20 protein-coding genes, 4 tRNA genes and 1 pseudogene are annotated in these 19889 nt (G+C 69.0%); 8 read left to right on the top strand and 17 right to left on the bottom strand.

The window, feature by feature from the left end:
* Positions 1–18: 18 nt before the first annotated feature.
* From rpoB to ACN9M0_RS21750, 9 genes are all read right to left on the bottom strand, one after another.
* A complete protein-coding gene (gene rpoB / locus ACN9M0_RS21790) occupies positions 19–3501 on the bottom strand; it encodes a DNA-directed RNA polymerase subunit beta (RefSeq protein ID WP_366036454.1) in 3483 nt (1160 codons plus the stop codon).
* 549 nt (positions 3502–4050) lie between these two features.
* On the bottom strand, positions 4051–4434 hold the full coding sequence (rplL, locus tag ACN9M0_RS21785) for a 50S ribosomal protein L7/L12 (RefSeq protein ID WP_056552432.1): 384 nt from the start codon (positions 4432–4434) through the stop codon (positions 4051–4053).
* A gap of 111 nt (positions 4435–4545) precedes the next feature.
* On the bottom strand, positions 4546–5076 hold the full coding sequence (rplJ, locus tag ACN9M0_RS21780; protein WP_030687887.1) for a 50S ribosomal protein L10: 531 nt from the start codon (positions 5074–5076) through the stop codon (positions 4546–4548).
* A 248-nt stretch (positions 5077–5324) separates the two neighbouring features.
* The gene (locus tag ACN9M0_RS21775; protein WP_426404077.1) at positions 5325–6248 is read right to left on the bottom strand and encodes a hypothetical protein; all 924 of its coding nucleotides are present in this window, start codon (positions 6246–6248) and stop codon (positions 5325–5327) included.
* A 118-nt stretch (positions 6249–6366) separates the two neighbouring features.
* On the bottom strand, positions 6367–7095 hold the full coding sequence (gene rplA / locus ACN9M0_RS21770; RefSeq protein ID WP_125657863.1) for a 50S ribosomal protein L1: 729 nt from the start codon (positions 7093–7095) through the stop codon (positions 6367–6369).
* Positions 7096–7173: 78 nt separating this feature from the next.
* Positions 7174–7608 carry a 50S ribosomal protein L11 gene (gene rplK / locus ACN9M0_RS21765; protein ID WP_366036456.1) on the bottom strand — a complete coding sequence of 145 codons (435 nt, stop codon included), beginning with the start codon at positions 7606–7608 and terminating at the stop codon, positions 7174–7176.
* Positions 7609–7766: 158 nt separating this feature from the next.
* Positions 7767–8672, bottom strand: coding sequence for a transcription termination/antitermination protein NusG (gene nusG, locus ACN9M0_RS21760; protein WP_366036457.1), 906 nt, complete (start codon positions 8670–8672; stop codon positions 7767–7769).
* 43 nt (positions 8673–8715) lie between these two features.
* Positions 8716–9003: a preprotein translocase subunit SecE gene (secE, locus tag ACN9M0_RS21755; protein WP_359507751.1), complete on the bottom strand. Its 288-nt coding sequence runs from the start codon at positions 9001–9003 to the stop codon at positions 8716–8718.
* Between the two features lie 103 nt (positions 9004–9106).
* A tRNA-Trp gene (locus ACN9M0_RS21750) sits at positions 9107–9179 on the bottom strand.
* 206 nt (positions 9180–9385) lie between these two features.
* Between ACN9M0_RS21750 and ACN9M0_RS21745 the strand changes: the two genes are divergently transcribed.
* Together ACN9M0_RS21745 and ACN9M0_RS21740 are read left to right on the top strand one after the other, a co-directional pair.
* Entirely contained in the window at positions 9386–10612 is a 1227-nt protein-coding gene (locus tag ACN9M0_RS21745; RefSeq protein ID WP_366036458.1) for a pyridoxal phosphate-dependent aminotransferase, read from the top strand.
* A 136-nt stretch (positions 10613–10748) separates the two neighbouring features.
* Entirely contained in the window at positions 10749–11804 is a 1056-nt protein-coding gene (locus ACN9M0_RS21740) for an adenosine deaminase (RefSeq protein ID WP_366036459.1), read from the top strand.
* On the opposite strand, the gene ACN9M0_RS21735 is transcribed toward ACN9M0_RS21740, so the two are convergent.
* Complete coding sequence (locus ACN9M0_RS21735) at positions 11797–12393, bottom strand: TetR/AcrR family transcriptional regulator (protein WP_366036460.1); 597 nt, start codon at positions 12391–12393, stop codon at positions 11797–11799. The genes ACN9M0_RS21740 and ACN9M0_RS21735 overlap by 8 nt on opposite strands.
* An 87-nt stretch (positions 12394–12480) precedes the next feature.
* Here ACN9M0_RS21735 and ACN9M0_RS21730 point away from each other — a divergent pair, with 87 nt between their 5' ends.
* Positions 12481–13113 (top strand): NAD(P)-dependent oxidoreductase, encoded by a 633-nt coding sequence (locus ACN9M0_RS21730; RefSeq protein ID WP_426404076.1) that lies wholly within the window; start codon positions 12481–12483, stop codon positions 13111–13113.
* 22 nt (positions 13114–13135) lie between these two features.
* Here ACN9M0_RS21730 and ACN9M0_RS21725 read toward each other — a convergent pair.
* The 6 genes and pseudogenes from ACN9M0_RS21725 to ACN9M0_RS21700 form a co-directional block, all read right to left on the bottom strand.
* Positions 13136–14209: pseudogene (locus ACN9M0_RS21725) on the bottom strand (UDP-N-acetylmuramate dehydrogenase); the annotation flags it as partial.
* Between the two features lie 43 nt (positions 14210–14252).
* Positions 14253–14681 (bottom strand): MaoC family dehydratase, encoded by a 429-nt coding sequence (locus ACN9M0_RS21720; RefSeq protein WP_366036462.1) that lies wholly within the window; start codon positions 14679–14681, stop codon positions 14253–14255.
* 2 nt (positions 14682–14683) lie between these two features.
* Positions 14684–15136 (bottom strand): FAS1-like dehydratase domain-containing protein, encoded by a 453-nt coding sequence (locus tag ACN9M0_RS21715; RefSeq protein WP_426404075.1) that lies wholly within the window; start codon positions 15134–15136, stop codon positions 14684–14686.
* A 114-nt stretch (positions 15137–15250) separates the two neighbouring features.
* Positions 15251–15415 (bottom strand): 50S ribosomal protein L33, encoded by a 165-nt coding sequence (rpmG, locus tag ACN9M0_RS21710; RefSeq protein WP_003956487.1) that lies wholly within the window; start codon positions 15413–15415, stop codon positions 15251–15253.
* 88 nt (positions 15416–15503) lie between these two features.
* Positions 15504–15576, bottom strand: a tRNA-Met gene (locus tag ACN9M0_RS21705).
* Between the two features lie 44 nt (positions 15577–15620).
* Positions 15621–15693: transfer RNA gene (locus tag ACN9M0_RS21700), tRNA-Thr, on the bottom strand.
* Positions 15694–15910: 217 nt separating this feature from the next.
* Here ACN9M0_RS21700 and ACN9M0_RS21695 point away from each other — a divergent pair.
* Positions 15911–17191: an amidohydrolase family protein gene (locus ACN9M0_RS21695; RefSeq protein ID WP_426404074.1), complete on the top strand. Its 1281-nt coding sequence runs from the start codon at positions 15911–15913 to the stop codon at positions 17189–17191.
* 2 nt (positions 17192–17193) lie between these two features.
* Positions 17194–17850, top strand: coding sequence for an NAD(P)H-binding protein (locus ACN9M0_RS21690; RefSeq protein WP_366036464.1), 657 nt, complete (start codon positions 17194–17196; stop codon positions 17848–17850).
* Between the two features lie 53 nt (positions 17851–17903).
* Here ACN9M0_RS21690 and ACN9M0_RS21685 read toward each other — a convergent pair.
* Positions 17904–17985 (bottom strand) — tRNA-Tyr (locus tag ACN9M0_RS21685).
* Positions 17986–18158: 173 nt separating this feature from the next.
* Here ACN9M0_RS21685 and ACN9M0_RS21680 point away from each other — a divergent pair.
* The 3 genes from ACN9M0_RS21680 to ACN9M0_RS21670 all read left to right on the top strand — a co-directional run bounded on the left by ACN9M0_RS21680 (position 18159) and on the right by ACN9M0_RS21670 (position 19881).
* Positions 18159–18650 (top strand): YajQ family cyclic di-GMP-binding protein, encoded by a 492-nt coding sequence (locus tag ACN9M0_RS21680; RefSeq protein WP_366036486.1) that lies wholly within the window; start codon positions 18159–18161, stop codon positions 18648–18650.
* A gap of 107 nt (positions 18651–18757) precedes the next feature.
* Positions 18758–19255: a methylated-DNA--[protein]-cysteine S-methyltransferase gene (locus ACN9M0_RS21675; protein WP_426404073.1), complete on the top strand. Its 498-nt coding sequence runs from the start codon at positions 18758–18760 to the stop codon at positions 19253–19255.
* Positions 19252–19881, top strand: a complete 630-nt coding sequence (locus ACN9M0_RS21670; protein ID WP_366036488.1) for an alpha-ketoglutarate-dependent dioxygenase AlkB family protein — start codon at positions 19252–19254, stop codon at positions 19879–19881. The genes ACN9M0_RS21675 and ACN9M0_RS21670 overlap by 4 nt, the downstream gene beginning before the upstream one ends.
* Positions 19882–19889: the final 8 nt, after the last annotated feature.

Raw genomic sequence — 19889 nt, 5'->3', positions numbered from 1 at the left:
CCCCCTGCCGGACTCCCGTCAGACCTCTTCGACGCTGCTCGGCTCGCGCCGGGACAGGTCGATGCCGAGCTCCTCCGCTGCGCGGAAGACGTCCTCGTCGGTGTCGCGCATCTCGATGGACATGCCGTCCGAGGACAGCACCTCCACGTTGAGGCACAGGGACTGCATCTCCTTGATGAGCACCTTGAAGGACTCGGGGATGCCGGGCTCAGGGATGTTCTCGCCCTTGACGATGGCCTCGTAGACCTTCACGCGGCCGGTCACGTCGTCGGACTTGATCGTCAGCAGCTCCTGGAGGGCGTAAGCGGCGCCGTACGCCTCCAGCGCCCACACCTCCATCTCACCGAAGCGCTGGCCACCGAACTGGGCCTTACCACCCAGCGGCTGCTGGGTGATCATCGAGTACGGGCCGGTCGAACGCGCGTGGAGCTTGTCGTCGACCAGGTGGTGGAGCTTGAGGATGTACATGTACCCGACCGAGATCGGGTCCGGGAACGGCTCGCCGGAGCGGCCGTCGAACAGCCTCGCCTTACCGGTCGGGAGCACCATGCGCTCGCCGTCGCGGTTCGGGATGGTGTGGTTCAGCAGACCCGCGAGCTCGTCCTCACGCGCACCGTCGAAGACCGGGGTGGCGACGTTGGTGCCGGGGGCGACCTGGTCGGCGCCGATCGCCTGGAGGCGCTGCGCCCACTCGTCCGCGAGACCGGAGACGTCCCAGCCGCGGCTGGCGAGCCAGCCGAGGTGGATCTCCAGGACCTGTCCCGGGTTCATTCGGGACGGGACACCCAGCGGGTTGAGGATGATGTCGACCGGGGTGCCGTCCTCGAGGAACGGCATGTCCTCGATCGGGAGGATCTTCGAGATGACGCCCTTGTTGCCGTGACGGCCGGCGAGCTTGTCACCATCGGTGATCTTGCGCTTCTGGGCGACGTAGACGCGGACCAGCTGGTTCACGCCCGGGGGAAGCTCGTCGCCCTCCTCGCGGTCGAAGACGCGGACGCCGATGATCTTGCCGATCTCGCCGTGCGGCACCTTCAGCGAGGTGTCACGGACCTCACGGGCCTTCTCACCGAAGATCGCGCGGAGCAGGCGCTCCTCCGGGGTCAGCTCGGTCTCACCCTTGGGCGTGACCTTGCCGACCAGGATGTCGCCGGCGACGACCTCGGCACCGATGCGGATGATGCCGCGCTCGTCGAGGTCCGCGAGGACCTCCTCGGAGACGTTCGGGATGTCCCGGGTGATCTCCTCCGGGCCGAGCTTGGTGTCACGGGCGTCGACCTCGTGCTCCTCGATGTGGATCGAGGAGAGGACGTCGTCCTGCACGAGGCGCTGCGACAGGATGATCGCGTCCTCGTAGTTGTGGCCCTCCCACGGCATGAACGCCACGAGGAGGTTCTTGCCGAGCGCCATCTCGCCGTCTTCGGTGGCGGGACCGTCGGCGAGGACCTGGCCCTCGATGACGCGGTCGCCCTCGTCCACGACGACCTTCTGGTTCACAGAGGTGCCCTGGTTGGAGCGGGAGAACTTGTGCAGGCGGTACGTGATGTACGTGCCGTCGTCGTTGGCGACGGTGACGTAGTCGGCCGACAGCTCCTGGACGACACCGTCCTTCTCGGCCTTGAGCACGTCGCCGGCGTCGGTGGCGCAGCGGTACTCCATGCCGGTGCCGACGAGCGGGGCCTCCGACTTAATCAGCGGCACCGCCTGACGCATCATGTTCGCGCCCATGAGGGCACGGTTGGCGTCGTCGTGCTCGAGGAACGGGATCATGGCGGTCGCGACCGACACCATCTGGCGCGGCGAGACGTCCATGTAGTCCACCTCGGACGGCAGGACGTAGTCGACCTCGCCGCCACGCTTACGCACCAGGACGCGGTTCTCGGTGAGCTGCATGTCGTCGTTGAGCGCGGCGTTGGCCTGCGCGATGACGAAGCGGTCCTCCTCGTCGGCGGTGACGTAGTCGACCTCGTCGGTGACCTGGCCGTCGACGACCTTGCGGTACGGCGTCTCGATGAAGCCGAACGCGTTGACGCGGCCGTACGAGGCGAGCGAACCGATCAGACCGATGTTCGGGCCTTCGGGGGTCTCGATCGGGCACATGCGTCCGTAGTGGGACGGGTGCACGTCTCGGACCTCGAAGCCGGCCCGCTCACGGGACAGACCACCAGGGCCCAGCGCCGAGAGACGACGCTTGTGCGTCAGACCCGACAGCGGGTTGTTCTGGTCCATGAACTGGGACAGCTGGCTGGTGCCGAAGAACTCCTTGATGGAGGCGACGACCGGCCGGATGTTGATCAGGGTCTGCGGCGTGATCGCCTCGACGTCCTGGGTGGTCATCCGCTCGCGGACGACGCGCTCCATACGAGCCAGACCCGTGCGGACCTGGTTCTGGATGAGCTCGCCGACGTTGCGCAGACGACGGTTGCCGAAGTGGTCGATGTCGTCGGTCTCGACGACGATCTCGTTGCCGTTCTCGCCGATCGTCTCGGTCTCGCCCGCGTGGAGCTTGACCAGGTACTTGATCGTGGCGATGACGTCGTCGGTGGTGAGCACGCCGGCGTCCAGCGGCTCGTCGGCGCCGAGCTTCTTGTTCACCTTGTAGCGGCCGACCTTGGCGAGGTCGTAGCGCTTCGGGTTGAAGTAGAGGTTCTCGAGCAGCGTCTGAGCGGCCTCACGGGTCGGCGGCTCGCCCGGACGCAGCTTGCGGTAGATGTCGAGCAGCGCGTCGTCCTGGCCCTGGGTGTGGTCCTTCTCCAGGGTGGCGCGCATGGACTCGTACTCGCCGAACTCCTGCAGGATCTGCTCGGTGGTCCAGCCGAGAGCCTTGAGGAGGACGGTGACGGACTGCTTGCGCTTGCGGTCGATGCGGACACCGACGAGGTCGCGCTTGTCGATCTCCATCTCCAGCCAGGCACCCCGGGACGGGATGATCTTGGCGGAGAAGATGTCCTTGTCGGACGTCTTGTCGATCGAGGAATCGAAGTAGACGCCCGGCGAGCGGACCAGCTGCGACACGACGACACGCTCGGTGCCGTTGATGACGAAGGTGCCCTTGTTGGTCATGAGCGGGAAGTCGCCCATGAAGACCGTCTGGGACTTGATCTCGCCGGTCTCGTTGTTCGTGAACTCGGCGGTGACGAAGAGCGGGGCGCCGTACGTGAAGTCACGGTCCTTGCACTCGTCGATCGAGTTCTTCGGCGGCTCGAAGCGGTGGTCGCGGAAGGTCAGCGACATCGACCCGGAGAAGTCCTCGATCGGGGAGATCTCCTCGAAGATCTCCTCCAGACCGGACTTCCTGGGGACGTCCTGGCCCGACTCAAGGGCAGCCTCGACGCGAGCCTTCCAGGCGGCGTTGCCGAGCAGCCAGTCAAAGCTCTCGGTCTGCAGCGCGAGGAGGTTCGGAACCTCGAGGGGCTCCCTGATCTTTGCAAAAGAGATGCGCAGCGGGGCGGTGCTTGCGCCGTTGTTCGTATTGGTCGAGGCGTTGCGCGAGGCGGCCAAGAGGGGGTCCTTCCGAGGGCTCGGACTCACTACGCGCGTACCGGTCCCCAGCAATGCTTCACGGCAGACGTTTCCTGAGATGACCAAGAAGGCCAGGTCAGATGGGGTCGGTCCACGAAGCTGATGCGAAGGTATGCCCCTGGTGACGGGCAGGGGGCAGCTAACAGGCAGCGCAAAGGGTCAGTGTAGCCACTTGGCTCACTGATGTCCAGGGCGAATAATTCGCGACCCTCGTTGCTCTCAACTCCGCGGTACCTCGCGCCGTGCGGCGCACCTCGATACTGCCCGTTCAGTCGTCGATCCATGCCTCGGAAACGGATCGTTGTGACGACGCGTCCTGAGAATTGCGCGCTGCGTGCGGTTCGTCAAGACCCGCCGGTCTGCGGGGCGCACGGCGAAGATCACCATACTCCGCTCGCAGCGGCCCCCGGGACCCCCGCCACGCCCGTTCCCGGGAACGCCGAAAGGCGACCACCCAGATGGGTGATCGCCTCTCGGTGCCTCCGCGTTACACGGGGGCAGGAGTCAGCTCAGCGAGCCGAAACGGTCTTACTTGACCGTGACGGAGGCGCCGGCGGCCTTGAGGGACTCGGCAGCCTTCTCGGCGGCCTCCTTCGCGACCTTCTCGAGGACCGGCTTCGGGGTGCCGTCGACGAGGTCCTTGGCCTCCTTGAGGCCCAGGGAGGTGAGCTCACGCACGACCTTGATGACCTGGATCTTCTTGTCGCCGGCACCCTCGAGGATGACGTCGAACTCGTCCTGCTCCTCGACGGCCTCGGCACCGGCGACCGGGGCGCCCGGGCCGGCAACGGCGACGGCGGCGGCGGCGGTGACGTCGAACTTGTCCTCGAACGCCTTCACGAACTCGGAGAGCTCGATGAGGGTCATCTCCTCGAACTGGGCGAGGAGGTCGTCCTGAGAGAGCTTCGCCATGATGGGCGATCCTTCCACTAATTCGGCAGGTGCCGATGTGTCTATAGAGGCGGGCGTAACGGCCCGCTACGACCCACGCACTAGGCGGCGTGGATCAATGCGCGAGCCGAATTACTCGGCACCGCCCTGCTCGGCGAGCTTGACGCGAAGCGCTTCCGCGGTGCGGACGAACTTCGACGGCAGCGCCTGGAAGAGCGAGGCAGCCTGAGACTGCTTGCCCTTGAAGGCACCGGCCAGCTTGCTGAGCAGAACCTCGCGGGACTCGAGGTCCGCAAGCTTCTTGATGTCGTCGGCGGAGAGAGCCTTACCGTCAAGGACACCAGCCTTGATGATGAGGTTCGGGTTCTCCTTGGCGAAGTCACGCAGGGCCTTCGCCGACTCCACCGGGTCACCGGTGACGAAGGCGACCGCGGTCGGACCAGCGAAGTGCTCGTCCAGTGCGGTGATCCCGGCCTCGTTGGCCGCAATCTTGGTCAGCGTGTTCTTCACCACGGCGTACTGGGCGTTCTCACCGAGAGAGCGACGCAGCGTCTTGAGCTGCGCGACGGTGAGACCCCGGTACTCGGTCAGCACGGCGGCGTTGGAGCTCTGGAACGCGTCCTTGAGCTCGGCCACCGATGCAGCCTTGTTGGGCGTCGGCATAGTGCGTCGGCCTCCTTCCGGGTGATGAGGACCGCTCAGAAGGAGGCTGGACAAACAAAACGCCCCGGCGCAGGCGCACGGGGCGTGGCTCGACCGGACGATAAAGTCCGGGAACCTTCCACAGTCACCTGCGCGGGTCGTCCGTTGTCAGCGGATCCTTCGGCCACCGCACCCGGTAGGGGCACAGCAACGACCAGCGGTCTTTGGCTTCTGGGGAAGCGTACGTGACGGGGTCGGCTTCGGGCAAATCAGCCCTCGTCGGAGTTCTTCCCGAAGTCCTTCATCATCTCGAAGAGGTCCACGGTGTCCTTGGCCGGCGGGGCCTGGACGGCGGCCTTGGTGCCGTAGTCCGTGTAGTCGGCCCGCATCTGCATCGTGCCCTTGGCCATGGTCATGCCGACGTCCATGCGCGCCGGGTAGCCGTCCTCGGTGACCCAGAGCTCGGTGTCGTAGCCCTTGAGACCCGCCTGCTTCACGTTGGCGATGAGCTTGTCGTGGTCCTCCTTGGAGAGGACCTTCGACGACTCGTTGGCCTTGAGCATCTGCTCGAAGGTGAGCGTGCCCTTGTAGTGCTGGGTCATCATGCCGTTGATCTTCTCGGGACCGATGTGCCTCAGGTCCGGGGAGTCCAGGAGCAGGGCGAGCTGCTGGGCCGGGTCCTGGTTCATGTTGTCCAGGCCGCCGGTCATCTGCTTCTGCAGCGCCTTGTCGCCGGAGGCGTCGGCCGCGTCCCTCATGTCGAGCTTCATCCAGCGCTTGCCGTCCATCTCGGCGGCCTGCTTGGCACCCATGTCCATGTACATGACCTGGTCGAGCATGATCATGCGCATCTGCTCGGGCCCGCCCGGCTTGCCGGCGGAGAGCATGGAGCTCTTCATGGTGATGTCCATCACCGCCGGGGCCCAGCCCTGTACGCCGGTCATCTCGATCGTGCCGGACTCGGCGCCGAGCCCCTCCATGGTCATGGTCATCCTGACCTTGGCGGCCTTGGCCGCCGAGGTCTTCTCGTACGCGGCCTGGATGACCTGCGTGACGTCCCCGTGGTTCTGCACCTCGGGAGCGGCCGGAGCGGCCCCCTTGGCGTCCCCGCCGTCCTGACAGCCCGCGACGCCGCTCACGACCACCACGGCCGTGAGAGCAACGCCCGCGCGCTTCCATGCGGACTTGTTCATGAGCGTTCCCCACCCCTTGATCCAAGGTCTTTACGGTTCCTTGGACCGTAGCAAAGAGCCGGCCCCGCACCTCCGGAGAGGTGCGGGGCCGGCTGACCACTCAGCGAACCGATGAGGTTCAGACCGCGGCCGGGTCCTCCTCGACGAGGAGGTTGCGGGTGCGGTTGGAGTCCAGCGGGATGCCGGGGCCCATCGTCGTCGTCAGGGTCGCCTTCTTGATGTAGCGGCCCTTGGCGGCGGACGGCTTCAGACGGAGGATCTCCTCCAGAGCCGCGGCGTAGTTCTCGACCAGCTTCGTCTCGTCGAAGGAGACCTTGCCGATGATGAAGTGCAGGTTCGAGTGCTTGTCGACGCGGAACTCGATCTTGCCGCCCTTGATGTCGTTGACAGCCTTCGCGACATCGGGGGTGACGGTGCCGACCTTGGGGTTCGGCATGAGACCACGCGGGCCGAGGACGCGGCCGAGGCGGCCGACCTTGCCCATGAGGTCCGGGGTGGCCACCACGGCGTCGAACTCGTTCAGGCGGTTGCCCTTGGAGATCTCGTCGATGAGCTCGTCGGAACCGACGATGTCGGCGCCAGCGGCGATCGCGGCCTCGGCACGGTCACCGGTCGCGAAGACCAGGACCCGGGCGGTCTTGCCGGTGCCGTGCGGGAGGTTCACGGTGCCACGGACCATCTGGTCGGCCTTGCGCGGGTCGACACCCAGGCGGAAGGCGACCTCGACGGTGCCGTCGAACTTCGTGGTGGCGGTGTCCTTGGCGAGACGGACGGCCTCGAGGGGCGCGTAGTTCCGCTCGCGGTCGACCTTGGCGTCCGCGGAGCGGAGAGCCTTGCTGCGCTTCACTGCTTCTCCTGTTGGTTCAGGTATGGAGTCGTGGTGCGGGCCGCGCAGGCCCTACCACTGAGGTCACGAGGGGGGTGATCAGCCCTCGACCGTGATGCCCATGGAGCGGGCGGTGCCAGCGATGATCTTGGACGCGGCGTCCAGGTCGTTGGCGTTCAGGTCGGGGAGCTTGACCGTGGCGATGTCGCGGACCTGGGCGGCCGTGAGCTTGGCGACCTTGGTCTTGTGCGGCTCGCCGGAGCCCTTGTCCACACCCGCGGCCTTGAGGATCAGCTTGGCGGCCGGCGGAGTCTTGGTGATGAAGGTGAAGGTGCGGTCCTCGTAGACCGTGATCTCCACCGGCACGACCATGCCACGCTGCGACTCGGTCGCGGCGTTGTAGGCCTTGCAGAACTCCATGATGTTGACGCCGTGCTGACCGAGCGCGGGGCCGACCGGCGGGGCCGGGTTCGCCGCACCGGCGTTGATCTGGAGCTTGATAAGCCCCGTGACCTTCTTCTTCTTGGGAGGCATTGCTCTCTCCGGGTCCTAGTGAGAGTGTTCAGCCCGCCTTCCGGTCATCCGGATGCAGGCATACCGCACAACGATAACGGGTATAGCCGTGCGGCCAAAAACCGAGCAGGTCAGAGCGGCTGCGAGAGCCACTCTGACCTGGTCGGAAGTCGGTGAGATCAGTTCTTCTGGATCTGGTCGAAGCTGAGCTCGACCGGGGTCTCGCGACCGAAGATCTCGACGAGGCCCTTGACCTTCTTGGAGTCCGGGTTGATCTCGTTGATCGTGGCCTGGAGGGTCGCGAACGGGCCGTCGGTGACGGTGACCGAGTCGCCGACCTCGAAGTCCAGGACCTGGACCTCCAGCTTGCGGGCCGGAGCCGGCTTGCCCTCGGCCTCGGCGGCCTCGCGGGCGGCCTTCTCCTCGGCCTCCGGGGCGAGCATCTTGACGATCTCGTCCAGGGTCAGCGGGTACGGGTCGTAGGCGTTGCCCACGAAGCCGGTGACGCCGGGGGTGTTGCGGACGACGCCCCAGGACTCGTTCGTCAGGTCCATGCGGACGAGAACGTAGCCGGGGAGCTTGTTCTGCTTGACGTTCTTCCGCTCGCCGCCCTTGATCTGGACGATCTCTTCCTCGGGGACCTCGGCCTGGTAGATGAAGTCCTCGACGTTGAGCGAGACGGCACGCTGCTCGAGGTTGGCCTTCACGCGCTTCTCGTAGCCCGCGTAGGTGTGGATGACGTACCACTCGCCGGGGAGGGTGCGGAGCTCCTCGCGGAGCGCGGCGACCGGGTCGACCGGGGCGGCCGGCTCGGCCTCCTCCTCGGTCTCCTCCTCGTCGTCCTCGACCTCGACGGCGACGACGGTCTCGTCCTCGTCCTCGTCGGCCTCGACGGTCTCGTCCTCGTCGGCGGCCTCGACGCTCTCGTCCTCGTCGGCCTCGTCGATCTCGACGTCCTCGTCCGCAGCGTCCTCAGCAGCGTCGACCTCGACGTCCTCGACGTCCTCGTCGGCGGCCTCGACGATGTCCAGCTCGTCCTCGACGGACTCGGACTCGAAGGCGTCGTTCAGGTTCGCGTCAGACACGGTGGCTGCTTCTTCCTGCGATACAGATGGGTGGAACAAAAAGTCAGCCGAAGACGTACTTGACTGCTTCCTGGAAGCCATAGTCAATCACGGTGACAAGGCCGATCATGATGACGACGAAGACAATCACCACGGACGTGTACGACGTCAGCTGGTTGCGCGTCGGCCAGACGACCTTGCGGAGCTCGGCGATGATCTGACGGTAGAAGAGCGCGAGACGGCCCAGGGGGCCCTTCTTTCCGCGCTTGCCGCCCTTGCGGGACTTCTTCTTCGACTCTGCGGTCTCGTCATCGGCATCAGGCATGTCGATGGAGCCTACGGCGTCCGTCACGATCTCTCACCTGATTCCGGGTCGGCCGTGCCGCGCCCGGGTGGAGCCGCACGGCGGTGCAATGAAGTACGTACATGCGCACAACACCTGGCGGTGTGTGTAGCAGGGCCGGAGGGACTTGAACCCCCAACCGCCGGTTTTGGAGACCGGTGCTCTACCAATTGAGCTACGACCCTTTGTCGGTGCCCCTCAACCTACCGCATCGTGAGACGCGGTTGCTGTGGACCAACGAGGAGTGAGCATACGTGGTCATGGGCCCCTACGTCGAACAGAAGGCGCGCCGACCTGCCGTCGGGCGCGCGTACGACCGGGAATGACCGTTCCTGTCCGGTCCGTGAAACCCGTGTACCGGGCCCTGACGGGGTCTGGGAGCATGGCCCGTATGAGCGCTGCTACCCCTCCCACCGAGCGTCGGGTCTCCGCCCGGATCGGTGCGATCTCCGAGTCCGCCACTCTCGCCGTCGACGCCAAGGCCAAGGCCCTCAAGGCCGCCGGTCGCCCGGTGATCGGTTTCGGCGCGGGTGAGCCCGACTTCCCGACCCCGGACTACATCGTCGAGGCGGCCGTCGAGGCCTGCAAGAACCCGAAGTACCACCGCTACACGCCGGCCGGCGGTCTGCCCGAGCTGAAGGCCGCGATCGCCGCCAAGACGCTGCGCGACTCCGGTTACGAGGTCGACGCCTCCCAGGTCCTGGTGACCAACGGCGGCAAGCAGGCGATCTACGAGGCCTTCGCCGCGATCCTCGACCCGGGCGACGAGGTCATCGTCCCGGCGCCTTACTGGACGACCTACCCCGAGTCGATCCGCCTCGCGGGCGGTGTCCCGGTGGAGGTCGTCGCCGACGAGACCACCGGCTACCGGGTCTCGGTGGAGCAGCTGGAGGCGGCCCGTACGGAGCGGACCAAGGTCGTCCTCTTCGTGTCGCCCTCGAACCCGACCGGCGCGGTGTACAGCGAGGCGGAGACCGAGGCGATCGGCCGCTGGGCCGTCGAGCACGGTCTGTGGGTCCTGACGGACGAGATCTACGAGCACCTGGTCTACGGCGACGCCACGGCGGTCTCTCTGCCGGCGGTCATGCCGGAGCTCCGCGACAAGTGCATCGTCGTCAACGGCGTCGCCAAGACGTACGCGATGACCGGCTGGCGCGTGGGGTGGATCATCGGCCCGAAGGACGTCGTGAAGGCCGCGACGAACCTGCAGTCGCACGCCACGTCCAACGTGAGCAACGTCGCGCAGGTGGCCGCGCTCGCCGCCGTGTCGGGCAACCTGGACGCGGTCGCCGAGATGGGGCGCGCCTTCGACCGCCGCCGCCAGACGATCGTGCGGATGCTCAACGACATCGAGGGCGTGCTCTGCCCGACCCCGGAGGGCGCGTTCTACGTGTACCCGTCGGTCAAGGGGCTGCTCGGCAAGGAGATCCGCGGCAAGCGCCCGCAGACCTCGGTCGAGCTGGCCGCCCTGATCCTGGACGAGGCCGAGGTCGCGGTCGTCCCGGGCGAGGCCTTCGGCACGCCGGGCTACCTGCGCCTGTCGTACGCGCTCGGTGACGAGGACCTGGTGGAGGGCGTGGCCCGGATCCAGAAGCTCCTGGCCGAGGCGACCGACTGAGTCGTCCCAGCCCACTCCCGAGAGTGGCTGCGGGCCCCCGGTTCTCCGGAACCGGGGGCCCGTTCTTGCGTTCTAGCAAGGTCCCGATCGGGGAAACGGACTGTATTCGTCCATTCGGGTGCGGCAGGATCAGCCAATGCTGGCCTTTTCAGGGGGACACCCCCCGAACCCCCCGGACGTTTCACGCGACATCACCCTGCTGCCCAAGGCCCATCTGCACCTGCACTTCACCGGTTCGATGCGGCCCACGACGCTCATCGAGCTGGCCGACAAGTACGGCGTGCATCTCCCCGAGGCGCTCAAGAGCGGTACGCCTCCCCAGCTGCGGGCCACCGACGAACGCGGCTGGTTCCGCTTCCAGCGGCTCTACGACATCGCCCGCTCCTGCCTGCGCTCGCCGGAGGACATCCGGCGGCTGGTCCGGGAGGCGGCCCAGGAGGACGTCAGGGACGGCTCCGGGTGGCTGGAGATCCAGGTCGACCCCACGTCGTACGCACCGCACCTCGGCGGCCTCATCCCGGCCCTGGAGATCATCCTGGACGCGGTCGACGCGGCCTCCCGGGAGACCGGGCTCGGGATGCGGGTGCTCGTGGCCGCGAACCGGATGAAGCACCCGCTGGAGGCGCGGACCCTGGCCCGGCTCGCGGTGCGCTTCGCGGACCGGGGCGTGGTCGGCTTCGGGCTGTCCAACGACGAGCGGCGGGGCATGGCCCGGGACTTCGACCGGGCCTTCGCGATCGCGCGGGAGGGCGGCCTGCTCGCGGCCCCGCACGGCGGCGAGCTGACGGGCCCCTCGTCCGTACGGGACTGCCTGGACGACCTGCGGGCGTCGCGGGTCGGCCACGGGGTGCGGTCGGCGGAGGACCCGCGGCTGCTGCGGAAGCTCGCCGAGAGGGGCGTGACCTGCGAGGTCTGCCCGTCGTCGAACGTCGCCCTCGGGGTGTACGAGAAGCACGAGGACGTGCCGCTGCGGACGCTCTTCGAGGCGGGGGTGCCGATGGCGCTGGGCGCGGACGACCCGCTGCTCTTCGGCTCGCGGCTCGCGGCGCAGTACGAGATCGCCCGCCGGCACCACGGGTTCACGGACGCGGAGCTGGCGGAGCTGGCCCGTCAGTCGGTGCGGGGCTCGGCGGCGCCCGGGGACGTCCGGGCGAAGCTGCTCGCGGGGATCGACGACTGGATGGCTAGCTGATCCCCCGGAGCAGGGTGCGGGCGAGCGCGCGGGCGAAGTCGTCCAGGGAGTCCGGCGGCCTGCGGTCCGGGCTCATCTCCCAGGCGAAGGAGCGCTGCACGCAGGCCCCGAGGAGCAGGGACGCGGCGGCCACCGGGTCGGCGTCGGGGCTGAGGCGGCCGTGCCGCTGCTCGGCGCGGAGGTAGGCGGCGAGGCCTTCGATGGGCTTGTGGGGGCCCATCCCGTACGTCCGCATGGCCTCCTCGTGGCGCCGCTTGAGCTGCGGCTCCGCGTAGAGGGACGCGACGACCGGGAAGGTCTGCTCGTAGAAGAGCGCGGCCTGCCGGGCGACCTCGGTGAGGTTCTCCTCGACGGTGCGGCCGCCGGGGTCGGCGACGAGCGTGCCGAGGAGGCCGCCGAGCTGGGGCAGCCGCTCGTTCAGGACGGTCAGGAAGAGCTCTTCCTTGCTGCTGAAGTACTTGTAGAGCGCGGCTTCCGAGCAGCCGGCCGCCTTGGCGATCTCCTTGGTGGTGGTGCGGGCGAGCCCCGCCGTCCGCATGAGGTCGCGGGCGGCGTCGACGATCCGGGTCCGGGTCGGCCTCTGTTCCATGCATCCTCCAGCGACGCTTGACGTGAGAGTGAGTATCCACTCACCCTGGGGGTGAGTGAACACTTACCCACCCGAGGAGGGTGCGACATGAAGCTCACAGTCTTCGGTGCGACCGGCGGCATCGGCCAGGAGATCGTCCGGCAGGCACTGGCCTCGGGCCACGAGGTGACGGCGGTGGTGCGGGACCCGGCACGGCTCACGGTGACCGGAACGCGCCTGACGGTCCAGCGGGCCGACCTGTCCGACCCCGAGGCCCTGCGCGGTGCGGTCACGGGCCGGGACGCGGTGCTCTCGGGCCTCGGGGCCCGGACCCGGGCGGACGCGGGCGTGGCCGCCCCACTGACCCGCTCGGTGCTCGCGGCGATGGAGGCGGAGAAGACGCGCCGACTCCTGGTGGTCAGCGCGGCCCCGCTGGGCCCGGTCCCGGACGGTCAGGCCCTCGTCGACAAGGCGGTCCTGGCGATCATCAACTCCGTCCTGAAGGACGTCTACGCCGACCTGCGGGTCATGGAGTCCGACCTCGCCGCGAGCAGCGCCGACTGGACCTCCGTACGCCCGCCCAAGCTGACGAACAAGCAGGGCACCGGGCAGTACCGCAAGGTCGTCGGCGGCACCCCGTCCCGGGGCCGCTCCCTGGCCCGCGCGGACGTGGCGCACGCGATGCTGTCGATGATCGACGACCCCGCGACGGTCAAGCAGGGCGTGGGCGTCGCGTACTAGTCGCGCGCCTGCCCGTCGCGTACTAGAGCTCGACGCCGACGGTGACGGGCTCGTTCACGAGGGTGATCCCGAAGGCGTCCCGTACCCCGGCGACGACCTCACGGGCGAGGGCGAGGAGGTCCTCGGTGGTCGCCTCGCCGCGGTTGGTGAGGGCGAGCGTGTGCTTGGTGGAGATCCGGGCGGGCCCGGAGCCGTACCCCTTGGTGAAGCCCGCCTTGTCGATCAGCCAGGCCGCCGAGGTCTTCACGGCGCCGTCCTCGCCCGCCGGGAAGGCCGGCGGGGTGACGTCGGGGCCGAGCCGCTCGGTCACGCGCGCGAGGAAGGTCTCGTACTCCCCCGCCGTGAGGATCGGGTTGGTGAAGAAGGAGCCCGCGGACCAGGTGTCGTGGTCCTCCGGGTCCAGGACCATGCCCTTGCCGGCGCGCAGCCGCAGCACGGTCTCACGGGCGTGCACGAGAGGCACCCGGTCCCCCGCCTCGACGCCGAGGGAGCGCGCGGTCTCCGGGTAGTTGATCGGCGCGGAAAGACCGTCCGCGTCCTCGAGCTCGAAACGGACCCGCAGCACCACGTACCGCTCGGGCTGGTCCTTGAAGACGCTGTGCCGGTACGAGAAGGAGCACTCGGCGTTCGTGAGGGTGACGGTCTCCTCGGCACGCCGGTCGTACGCGACGACCTCGGTGACGGTGGCGGAGACGTCCTGCCCGTACGCGCCGACGTTCTGGATCGGGGTCGCGCCGGCCGAGCCGGGGATGCCGGCCAGGCACTCGATCCCGGCGAGCCCGGCCTCCACGGTCCGCGCCACGGCGTCCGTCCAGACCTCGCCGGCGGCGAGCTCCAGGCGGGTCCCGTCGAGCGAGAACCCGGTGGTGGCGATGCGCAACGCGGTGCCGTCGAAGCCCTTGTCCCCGATGACCAGGTTGGAACCGCCGCCGATGATCAGCAGCGGGGTCCCGGCGGCGTCGGCCTCACGGACCGCCGCGACCACCTCGTCGTCGGTGGTGGCGGTCACGAGCCGGGCGGCGGGTCCGCCGAGCCGGAAGGTGGTCAGGGGCGCGAGGGGGGCGTCTGCGATCTGCTGCACGGGCTCAAGAGTACGGGCCTGCTTTCTGCCACGACAGAAAGCAGGCCCGCCGGCGGCCTCAGGCGAGGCGGACCACGGCCCGGCTCATGCCCAGGACCTTCTGCCCGGCGCTCATCGCGGTGAGGTCGACCCGCACCTGCTTGTCGTCGAGCTTGGCGGCGACCTTGGCGGAGACCTCGATCAGGGCGCCGGTCCCGTCGTTGGGGACGACGACCGGCTTGGTGAAGCGGACGCCGTACTCGACGACGGCGGCGGGGTCGCCGGCCCAGTCGGTGACGACGCGGATCGCCTCGGCCATGGTGAACATGCCGTGGGCGATGACGTCCGGGAGGCCGACCTCGACCGCGAACTTCTCGTTCCAGTGGATGGGGTTGAAGTCCCCGGAGGCGCCGGCGTACTGCACGAGCGTGGCGCGGGTCACGGGGAAGGACTGCGCGGGCAGCTCGGTGCCGACCTCGACCTCGTCGTAGGCGATCTTCGCGGTCATGGTCAGGCCCCCTCGGGTGCGCGGGAGACGAGCTTGGTCCAGGCGGTGACCACGTGCTCGCCGGAGCCGTCGTGGACCTCGCCGCGGATGTCCAGGATGTCGTTGCCGGCGAGGGACTTGATCGCCTCGATGGTGGAGGTGACCGAGAGCCGGTCCCCGGCGCGTACGGGCCGGGTGTAGGCGAACTTCTGGTCGCCGTGGACGACGCGGCTGTAGTCGAGGCCCAGCTGCGGGTCCTCGATGACGGCGCCGGCCGCCTTGAATGTGATGGCGAACACGAAGGTGGGCGGGGCGATCACATCGGAATGTCCGAGCGCCTTGGCCGCCTCGGTGTCGGTGTACGCGGGATTGGCGTCACCGATCGCCTCGGCGAACTCGCGGATCTTCTCGCGGCCGACCTCATAGGGAGGGGTGGGCGGATAGGTCCGGCCCACGAAGGACTGGTCGAGCGCCATGGACTCGATACCTCCTGCTGGATTTGTTGCCGATGTTGCCGGTGTTGCCGATGTCGTGCCGACAAACGACACGAGGCCGCCCCCTGGTGGGGACGGCCTCGTGTACGAGCCTGATTAACGCGTCTCGCGGTGCGCGGTGTGAGAGTTGCAGCGAGGGCAGTGCTTCTTCATCTCAAGACGGTCCGGGTTGTTACGCCGGTTCTTCTTGGTGATGTAGTTCCGCTCCTTGCACTCCACGCAGGCCAGCGTGATCTTCGGGCGGACGTCGGTGGCAGCCACGTGAGTGCTCCTTGACGGACGGATGGACGGATGAACGCATAGAAGAGTAGCCGATCGAAGGACCGACCCCACAATCGGCTACTGTCTGTAGCGGTGACCGGACTTGAACCGGTGACACAGCGATTATGAGCCGCTTGCTCTACCGACTGAGCTACACCGCTTTGATGATCCGGACCCCGTCCGAAGACGGGATCCCTCTCACCAGAGCCCCAATACGGAATCGAACCGTAGACCTTCTCCTTACCATGGAGACGCTCTACCGACTGAGCTATTGGGGCGAGCGAGGAAGACATTACACGGTCTCCGGCCCATCACCCAAATCCGTTTCCCCGCGCCCTCGCGACGGCCCTCACCAGGTCGTCATCAGGTGTCCCGTACGCCACTCGTGGCCTCATCGGTACGACTATTGCGCTCCTCCTCGAAGGTCGCCGCGAGCGCCCCTAGGCTCGGCCCCACGCTGCGTGATCTTGATCTTGAGGAGCCTTGAGGAGCCCGATGTCAGCCGACAGCAAGCAGCCCCAGCCGCCCGAGGACGGGGCCGCCACCACCGCCGACTCGGCCTCGCTCCTGCTCTCCCACGCACGGCTCACCGACGGAAGGACCGTGGACGTGCGGCTCGTCGGCGGCCGGATCGAGGCCGTCGGCACCGCGGGCAGCCTCACCGCCGTGGGCGCGCGGGTCGACCTCACCGGCTATCTGCTGCTGCCCGCCGCCACCGAACCCCACGCCCACGCCGACACCGCGCTCTCCGCCGACACCCCGGGACCCGTCTCGTACGCCCCCGAGGAGGTGCAGCGGCGGGCCACCGAGGCGGCGCTGCTCCAGCTCGGCCACGGCGCGACGTCGCTCCGCGCGCACGTGCGCATCGGCGACGTCCAGGGACTCGGCCCGCTCGAAGCCGTGCTCCAGGCGCGGCGCTCGCTGCGCGGCCTCGCCGACCTGACGGCCGTCGCCGTGCCCCGGCTGCTCACGGGCGTCGCGGGCGCGGACGGGCTCGCGATGCTGCGGGACGCGGTGAAGATGGGCGCCGGCGTGGTCGGCGGCTGCCCGGACCTCGACCCGGACCCGGCCGGTTACGTGGAGGCGGTCCTGGAGGTCGCGGCCGAGCACGGAGTGCCGGTGGACCTGCACACCGACGGGGACGACCCGGCCCGGCTCGCCCGCCTCGCGGCGATGGCCGGCGGGCTGCGGCCCGGGGTGACGATCGGGCCGTGCGCGGGGCTCGGCCGGCTCCCCTCCGACGCGGCACGACGCGCGGCGGACCAGCTGGCGGCGGCCGGCGTGACGGTGGTGTGCCTGCCGCAGGGCGGCTGCGGGGGCACGGAGCTGCGCGGGGCGGCGCCGGTGCGGCTGCTGCGGGCGGCCGGGGTGCGGGTCGCGGCGGGCAGCGGGGCACTGCGGGACGTGGCCAACCCGGTCGGGCGCGGGGACCCGCTGGAGGCGGCGTACCTGCTGGCCTCGCTCGGCGGGCTGTCGCCCCAGGAGGCGTACGGGGCGGTGAGCGCGGAGGCGCGGGCCGTGATGGGCCTGCCGGAGGTGCGGGTGGAGGCCGGCTTCCCGGCGGAGCTGCTCGCGGTGCGCGGCGAGCGCCTGGCGGGCGTGCTGTCCCTCGCGTACAGCCGGATCGTGGTGCACCGGGGGCGGGTGGTGGCGCGGACGAGCGCGGTGCGGGAGTACTGCGACTCGGCGGCGGCGCTCGACCTGCCGCGTCAGGCGCGCCCGGAACGCCCTCCCGAGCCGGGAAGCCCTCCGGCCGGACCCGTCGTACGGTCGTGAGTATGCGCATCGTCATCGCTGGAGGACACGGACAGATCGCCCTGCGCCTGGAGAGGCTGCTCTCGGCGGCCGGGCACGAGGTCGCGGGGATCATCCGCAAACCGGAACAGGGCGCCGACCTGCGGGAGGCGGGCGCCGAGCCCGTCGTCCTCGACCTGGAGTCGGCATCGGTCGAGATGGTCGCCGCGGTGCTGCAGGGCGCCGACGCGGCCGTCTTCGCGGCGGGCGCGGGCCCGGGCAGCGGCGCCGCCCGCAAGGACACGGTGGACCGGGCGGCGGCCGTCCTGTTCGCCGACGCGGCGGAACGGGCGGGCGTACGGCGCTACGTCGTCGTCTCCTCGATGGGCGCGGACGCGTCCCACCCGGGCGACGAGACCTTCGACGCCTACCTCCGCGCCAAGGGCGCCGCCGACGACGAGGTCCGCTCCCGTACGGCCCTGGAGTGGACGATCCTGCGCCCCGGCTCGCTCACGAACGACGCGGGCACGGGCATGGTCCGCCTGGAGGCGCGCACGGGCCGAGGCCCGGTCCCCCGGGACGACGTGGCCGCGGTCCTCGCCGAACTCCTCGACACCCCGGCGACCGCCGGCCTCACCCTGGAACTGATCGCCGGTTCGGTCCCGCTCTCGGTCGCGGTGAAGGACGTGGCCGGCAACTGACCCGGAACGACGAAGAAGGCCCCCGGTGCAAGCACCGGGGGCCTTCTTCAGTGTGGCGACGCCAGGATTCGAACCTGGGTAGGCTAAGCCGACGGATTTACAGTCCGCTCCCATTGGCCACTCGGGCACATCGCCATGGGTTCGCTGCCTTGGATCCCCGCTTTTCGGCGGTGTTCCCTGGCAACGACGTAAACAATACCTGATCCCCGGGGGTGGTTCGCCACCGGATTGATCAGCGGTTCGGCCGGTGGCGCACCCCCTAGGCTTTGGGCTGTACCCCACAGCATCCGAACAAGGAGCCACGAGTCATGGCCGACTCCAGTTTCGACATCGTGTCCAAGGTCGAGCGGCAGGAGGTCGACAACGCCCTCAACCAGGCCGTGAAGGAGATCTCCCAGCGCTACGACTTCAAGGGAACCAACGCCTCGATCGCCTGGTCGGGCGAGAAGATCCTGATGCAGGCGAGCGGCGAGGAGCGCGTCCTGGCGATCCTCGACATCTTCCAGTCCAAGCTGATCAAGCGCGGGATCTCGCTGAAGTCGCTGGACGTCGAGGGTGACCCGCAGCTCTCCGGCAAGGAGTACAAGCTCTTCGCCTCCGTCCAGGAGGGCATCTCTCAGGAGAACGCCAAGAAGGTCGCGAAGGCCATCCGCGACGAGGGCCCCAAGGGCGTCAAGGCGCAGGTCCAGGGCGACGAGCTGCGCGTCAGCTCGAAGAGCCGGGACGACCTGCAGGCCGTGCAGGCGCTGCTCAAGGGCAAGGACTTCGACTTCGCGATCCAGTTCGTGAACTACCGCTGACCTCGTAGCCGGGTCATGAGCGTCGTGTCCGAATACCGCCAGCCCCGGGCTCGGCGGTCCCCGCACACTGGGTCTGTGGAAGACCCGTGCGGGGAGAGGAACCAGTCATGACCGTGTACGCGTACGTCGACGGCCCCCTGGGCGAGATGCTGCTTGTCGGGCAGCTCGCCGAAGGGGGCCGAGCCGTGCTGCGCTCGCTGTCCCTGCCGGGGCAGAAGGGTGCCGTCGAGGTCGAGGACGGGTGGACGCTCGCGCCCGGGGCGTTCACCGAGGTCGCCGGGCAGCTGGGCGAGTACTTCGCCGGGCGGCGCGACCGGTTCGACCTGCCGCTCGGCGGCGACTCCGGCACCGCGTTCCAGCGGCGGGTCTGGCAGGCCCTGGAGGAGATCCCGTACGGGACGACCGTCTCGTACGGGGAGATCGCGCGGCGCGTCGGTTCGGCCGGCGCCGGGGTGCGGGCCGTGGGCACCGCGATCGGGCGCAATCCGCTGCTCGTGGTGCGGCCCTGCCACCGGGTGATCGGGGCCGACGGGAGCCTGCGCGGGTACGCCGCCGGGCTCGACCGCAAGGAACGGCTCCTGGGCCTGGAGGGAGCCCTCGCGTGACCGAGGGGCTCTTCCCGCGCGAACGGGCCGAGATCGCTCCCGGAGCGGTGCACGTGCCCGCGTGGCTCCCGTTCGCACGACAGCGGGAGCTGGTGGACGCCTGCCGCGAGTGGGGGCGCGGGCCCTTCCCCTACCGGCAGACGGTGCTGCCCGGCGGCGGCGTCATGTCGGTGCGCTCGCTGGCCCTGGGCCGGCAGTGGGTGCCGTACCGCTACCTCGACACGGTCGGGGTCCCGTTGCCGGAGTGGCTGGTCGCCCTTGGCCGGGAGGCGCTCGTCGAGGCCTACGGCGAGCACGGCGGCTTCACCCCCGACACCGCGCTCGTGAACTTCTACGCGCCCGGTGCGCGGATGGGCATGCACCAGGACCGGGAGGAGCGCTCCGGGGCGCCGGTGGTGTCGCTGAGCCTCGGGGACCGGTGCGTGTTCCGCTTCGGCAACGAGGAGAACCGCGGCCGGCCGTACCAGGACGTCGACCTCGTCTCCGGGGACCTGTTCGTCTTCGGCGGGGCTTCCCGCTGGGTTCACCACGGGGTTCCCAAGGTTTTCCCCGGGACGGCCGAGCCGGCGCTCGGCCTGGCCGGGCGGCTGAACATCACGCTCAGGGAGACCGGCCTCAGCGTCTAGTGTGCGGA

This window comes from Streptomyces sp. R-07 (assembly GCF_049913175.1).
In the GTDB taxonomy this organism is placed as follows: domain Bacteria; phylum Actinomycetota; class Actinomycetes; order Streptomycetales; family Streptomycetaceae; genus Streptomyces.
This window is presented reverse-complemented; position numbering and strand designations above follow the sequence as displayed.